Source organism: Desulfuromonadaceae bacterium, assembly GCA_019429445.1.
In the GTDB taxonomy this organism is placed as follows: Bacteria; Desulfobacterota; Desulfuromonadia; order Desulfuromonadales; family JAHYIW01; genus JAHYIW01.
In genome coordinates this window covers 1-5686 of the sequence record JAHYIW010000056.1, presented here as the reverse complement: position 1 = coordinate 5686, position 5686 = coordinate 1, and the positions used below count along the sequence as shown (strand labels likewise).

At 55.8% G+C, this 5686-nt stretch carries 4 protein-coding genes; all 4 read left to right on the top strand.

Translation table 11 applies throughout. The features are described from left to right. Positions 1–1770, top strand: a 1770-nt coding sequence (locus K0A93_13460; GenBank protein MBW6513096.1) for a site-specific DNA-methyltransferase, incomplete at its 5' end; no start/stop codon positions are given. Further along, positions 1767–4211, top strand: a complete 2445-nt coding sequence (locus K0A93_13455) for a DEAD/DEAH box helicase family protein (protein MBW6513095.1) — start codon at positions 1767–1769, stop codon at positions 4209–4211. The genes K0A93_13460 and K0A93_13455, both read left to right, overlap by 4 nt. 2 nt (positions 4212–4213) lie before the next feature. Continuing rightward, positions 4214–5023, top strand: coding sequence for a HipA domain-containing protein (locus tag K0A93_13450; GenBank protein ID MBW6513094.1), 810 nt, complete (start codon positions 4214–4216; stop codon positions 5021–5023). A 97-nt stretch (positions 5024–5120) separates the two neighbouring features. Continuing rightward, positions 5121–5686: hypothetical protein (locus tag K0A93_13445; protein ID MBW6513093.1), on the top strand; the 566-nt coding region annotated here is incomplete at its 3' end.

Below are 5686 nucleotides of genomic sequence, written 5' to 3'. Positions count from 1 at the left end.
AAAGAAGAACTGGTCCGCATCATCGAGGAACGCGACCGCAAGCCGAAGTTCGGGCTGGTCTGGGAGCGGGACGAGATCGACCACGACCGCTCGCTGAATCAGGACTTCATCGCCCTCGACCTGCTCCCTGAAATCTCTTGCGGCGACGGGCCGTGGAGCAATCTACTCATCGAGGGGGACAACTTCGACGCTCTTCGCTACCTGCGCATGACGCACGCCGGGCGGGTGAAGTGCATTTACATCGACCCCCCCTACAACACCGGCAACAAGGATTTCATCTACAACGACCGCTTCGTCGAAAAGGACGATCTCTACAAACACAGCAAGTGGCTCGAATTCATGCACCGTCGCCTGCTCCTCGCTCGCGACCTCCTCGCCGAGGACGGCGTCCTCCTCGTTTCGATCAACGACGACAACCGCGCCAAGCTGGAGCTGATCCTCGACCAGACACTGCCGGGGATGCGGGTCGGTTCGCTGGTCTGGAGAAAGCGGCGGCCAAGCAATGCCGCCAACATGGATTTCTTCTTCTCCAACGACCACGAACATGTGTTGATCTATGCCGGTTCGCAATTCCAGTTCGCCGGGGCCGAGAAAAAGTGGAGCGGCTACACCAACTGGGATGAAGATAAGCAGGATCATTGGGCATCAGATAACTTGACACTTGGGTTTACTCGCGAACAAAGATCAAATCTCTACTACCCACTCTACAATTCCAAAACAGACATTTGGTATCCCTGCGATCCGAATAGGGTTTGGTCTTATGCCCTTCGCGAGCGACTGAAGGATAAAACCGTACGCACACAACCAATGGATGACATGCTTGCTCAGAATCGCGTCCATTTCCCCGACGAGCCTACACCAGCCTGTTACTTGACCCTTGATGAACTCGATGCTGCGATTGCTGCCCATACAGCACCGCCGTTTCTAAACGCCGAGCAAGACAAGGAATTTTGGGTTGGCAAACGCATCGGCTTCAACAAGCCCCGTTTCAAACGGTTCAAGAATGACCTCAAGCGCGATACGCAACCACTATCAAGCTGGATTGCCGAGGTTGGCAAAGCCGAAATCGGGGAGAGTTATGTCTTTGAAACCGGCATGACCTCCGAAGGGACCAAGGCCTTGCGTGCCATGGGGCTGAGCACAGATTTTTCCTATCCGAAACCGCCCTCGCTGATCAAGGCGCTGGTCGGCCAGGCTACCGGTGAGAACGATCTGGTCATGGACTTCTTCGCTGGCTCCGGCACCACCGCCCAGGCGGTGCTGGAACTAAATCGCGAGGACGGCGGCAACCGGCGCTTTGTCATGGTTTCAGCGACCGAGGCGACGAGCCTTGAGCCGGAGAAGAACATCTGCCGCGACGTTTGCGCCGAGCGCATCCGCCGCGTGATCGACGGCTACGGTGGCAAGGAAGGGACCGGCGGCGACTTCGCTTATCTGCGGGTACGGCGCATTGAGCAGGAAGCGGTGCTGACCGAGATCGACCATGCGCAGGTCTGGATCGCCCTGCAACTGATCCATCGCCAGAACTTCGCCCCCTTCACGGACACGAACCCGTTGCAGGAATCGCTGACGTCGGACGGTGGTCTGGTCTACGCTACCCAAATCAGTGACGACGCGGTGACCCGCATCGCCGAACTTGCAGCCACCGTACCGCACCTGACCGTCTACACTTGGCAGCCCGGCCTGCTGCGCAACCGCATCAACGTCGAAGGGGTGACGATCGAGCAAATCCCCCACTATCTCGTCAGCCGTTTCGGAGGTGCCGCATGATCGCGCAACCGAAGGGGTATCAGACCGAAGCCAAGAACAATGTCCTTGACATCTTCCGCTACGCGAATGCCCAGATCGACGCCGCCACCGACCCGGACAGCCGCCGCGCCGCCATCGCCCACAACGGCTGCGTGCTGATTCAGGCCCCGACCGGCGCCGGCAAAACCCTGATCGCCGGACTGGTGGCCCAGGAGCTTTCACGCGACCCCGACATCAAGATCGTCTGGCTCTGGTTCACACCCTTTGCCGGGTTGGTGGAGCAGGCGCGGATTGCCATCAAAGCCGAGTTCAACGGTCTGCGGGTGCGCGACATCGCCCGCGAGCGCCGCGCCCACGGCACCCGAAGCGGCGACGTTTTTGTCTCGACCTGGGCGGCGGTTGCCGGACGCAAGGACTCAAAGCGCATTCGAAAAGACGGTGACGAATCGGTCTCCCTCGATCTCGTATTGGAGCAGTGGCGCAAGGACGGCTTCAAAATAGGGGTGATCGTCGACGAGGCGCATCATACCTTTTCTTCCGGGACTGAATCGGTGCGCTATTACCGCGAGGTACTGCAACCCGATTTCACCCTGATGATCACCGCCACCCCGGACGATCAGGACGCGGAGAGCTTTCGCAAATCGGCCGGGATTGCGATCATGCACAGGATCACTGTCAGCCGACTCGATGCGGTGAGTGCTGGCCTGATCAAGCCGGGGATCAAGTCGGTCGCCTATCTGGCCGGGGAGCAGCACCGCGAGCTGGTCGATTTCGGCCAGGCGGCCCTGGCTGACGGTGTGCGAGTGCATAACGCGATCAAGGCACAGTTGGTCACGGAAGGCATCGATCTGGTGCCGCTCATGCTCGTCCAGGTCGCCTCGACCGACAAGAGCGTGGAAAAAGCGAAGATGGATCTAATGGCCCTCGGCATGGCGGAGGATGCCATTGCCGTTTATACCTCGAAGGAGCCGGACGACGACCTGCTGGCGGTGGCGCGGGATGAATCCAAGGAAGTCTTGATTTTCAAGATGGCGGTTGCCCTCGGATTCGATGCGCCGCGCGCTTTTACCCTGGTGTCGATGCGCGGGGCGCAGGACAAGGATTTCGGTACCCAGATCGTTGGGCGCATTTTGCGTGTCGATTGGCGATTGCAAAACCGCGCGACCAGTGAGCTGCTCAAATATGGTTATGTTTTTCTCGCCGATGCCGACAAGCAGTCCGGGCTTTCCGGCGCCGCCGACCGGATCAACGCGGTGCGTACCGAACTCGCTCAGGTGAGCCCGTTTACCATGCTGGTCAAACTCGGTGACAGCCCGACGGTGCAGGTGGTGGAAAGCGGTCAAACGTCACTTCTTCCCAACCCATGGTCGCCCCCATCGCTGCCGTATGAAAAATCGGATCCTTCGTCCTCCGGTGGTTCGATCAGCGGTCAGGAATTTTTTAACGGATTCATATTTGAAACCAACAACATAGCCACCCAAAAGAAAGACACGGGACAAAAACCCTACCCCCTATCGTCGGCACCAGGGATGAAAACGTACCCGCTTCGTGGCGAAATGGATCGGGTCTTCAAACGGGAACAACTTAACCTCGACACATCCGGATTGCTCAGTGCAGTCGAAGCGCGCATCCGCATCGACGATTCGGTTTTTACCGCCGGATTCCGGCAGGCGGTGAGCATCCAGCGCAAGGAAGAGGAAATTTTCACCCACGACGTGCACTACGGCGAATATCAGGCCAGGCTCTCCGATGCCGAGATTGCCCGCCGTGCCCAGCTTCTTCTCTTCGAACCTGACTACCTCGACCCCCGCGAGTTGCAGGCCGCGCTTTTGAATCGACTGCGCAAGGAATGCAGTGAGCGCGGTTTTCTCGAAGTTCTCGAATCGCCCGAGAAACTACGGCAAGCGATGCATCTCATTCTTGTTTCCCACCCGAAACTACTACGCGAGGCGGTACGCATCTGTTGCGCCGAAAACGCCGAACTTGTTGACACCGCGCCCCTGCCGGAAGTGATGTCGTGGCCGACCGGCTGCGCAGCAGGGCGGTTGGCGGCCTATCAAGCTTTCCCGCCTGATCTCAATAGCCACGAGCTGGAGTTTGCGAAACTGCTTGATGTCGATATGTCGGGGCAGATTGTCTGGTGGCATCGCAACGAACCCCGCAAGCCGTGGTCGGCCGGGTTGGTCATGCCTGACGGCACCCATTACTATCCGGACTTTCTGGTTAAAATTAAAGGGCGCAACAGGGGAGACGGCATACTGATGGTCGAGGTCAAAGGGGAGCATCTGATCAACAGCATGAACACCCCCGATAAGGCCGCAGCCAGCCACAAACTTTACCGCAAGCCACTGATGGTGATGAAAGAGAGTTCCGGGCGCTGGATGACTCTGCGTTACAATGACCGGACCGGTAAGAACGAGCCCGATGCGATCTTCCGGCTGGATGCGCTGGCGGAGTATTGAGCATGTCGTCCGCCACCGAGCCATTTCAAATTATGCAACTGCACGCCGATAGCCCAGAGGTTATCGAGCAGCTTGGCAGCAAGCGAAAATTCTGGTTCCGTGTTCAGGGCGACGTTCAACCCTGGCTTTTCAAATACACGCGGGAGAATACCGGTGAAGACTGGTCCGAGAAGATTGCTGCCGAGCTCGCTATTCTTTTGCGTATCTCTGCCGCACGTGTCGAATTGGCAGCTTTTATGGGCAAGCGGGGCTGTGCGTCCCGGTCGTTCGTCGAGACGACAAAAGGTTTCGAGTTGATCCACGGCAGTGAAATTCTCGTTGGCCGAGTACACAAGTATAAGAAATCGAAACAATGGGGACAACGCGATCATTGTCTGGAAAATATCATCGCTGCTGTTGAACAAGTGTTTCCGCCAAGGTTAAGGACTCGGCAACTCCGTACGCTGGCGAGCTTCATCGTTTTTGACGGTCTGATTTGCAATACCGACCGCCATCACGACAACTGGGGATTGTTGCGGGTTCTCGACCCAAAAGGGAAGACCCGGCATTCTGTGGCGTCAACATTCGATCATGCCTCGTCACTGGGCAGGGAATTGCTTGAGGACCGATGCAAGATGATATTAGCTTCTCCCGGTGGAATTGATCGCTATGTTGGTAAAGGCCATGGTGGTATTTATTTTGATAAGAACGATCAGAGAGGCGAAAATCCATTGAGCCTCGCCATTAAAGCGGCTGAAAAATATCCCGACTATTTTGCCCATATTTTTAGGCAGATCGCATTTCTCAATGAAGATGAAATGTGTGTGCTATAGTCTACCGTGTGCCATCCGAGTGGATGAGTGAATCGGCTAAAGAATTTTGTTGTCGGATGTTGGCAACAACTCTTGGAAAACTCAAAGAGGTACAGTTGTGAAAACACTTTTTGTGGCATGGCAGGATACGACTCATAGTCGTGCGTGGTACCCCATCGGCCGTCTCGACGCCGATAGTTCAAGGTCTCATTACAAGTTCAGTTATACACAGGGTGCGGAAATTGCCAAGAATCAAGCGGGCTTACAACCGCTTGATTCGTTTCCTGACTTTCATAAGGTTTACAAGTCTTCGGAGCTTTTCCCTTTATTCAAAAATCGAATTATGGGGGAGGGCAGAGAAGACTTTAAGGAATATATCCGGCAGCTAGGGCTTGATCCTGATCATGCCGATCCACTTGAAATTCTGGCTTTGACCGGTGGTGAGCGGCAGACGGATAATCTGGAGGTTTTTCCCAAGATCGAGCGACACAAAAATGGGGGATTTACTTCTCGATTTTTTGTTCATGGATGGCGACATGTTAATGAACCATCACAGCAAAGATTAGCAACACTTTCGGAAGGGACGCAGCTTCGTGTCGCCATTGAACTGAATAATCCTGCGACTGTTTTAGCTGTTCAATTGGAAACGCCTGATGATTATCATATGATTGGCTGGGCACCGCG

Coding starts and splice junctions, on each gene's coding strand:
- K0A93_13450 (MBW6513094.1), top strand. CDS start 4,214: ATGTCGTCCGCCACCGAGCCATTTCAAATTATGCAACTGCACGCCGAT.
- K0A93_13455 (MBW6513095.1), top strand. CDS start 1,767: ATGATCGCGCAACCGAAGGGGTATCAGACCGAAGCCAAGAACAATGTC.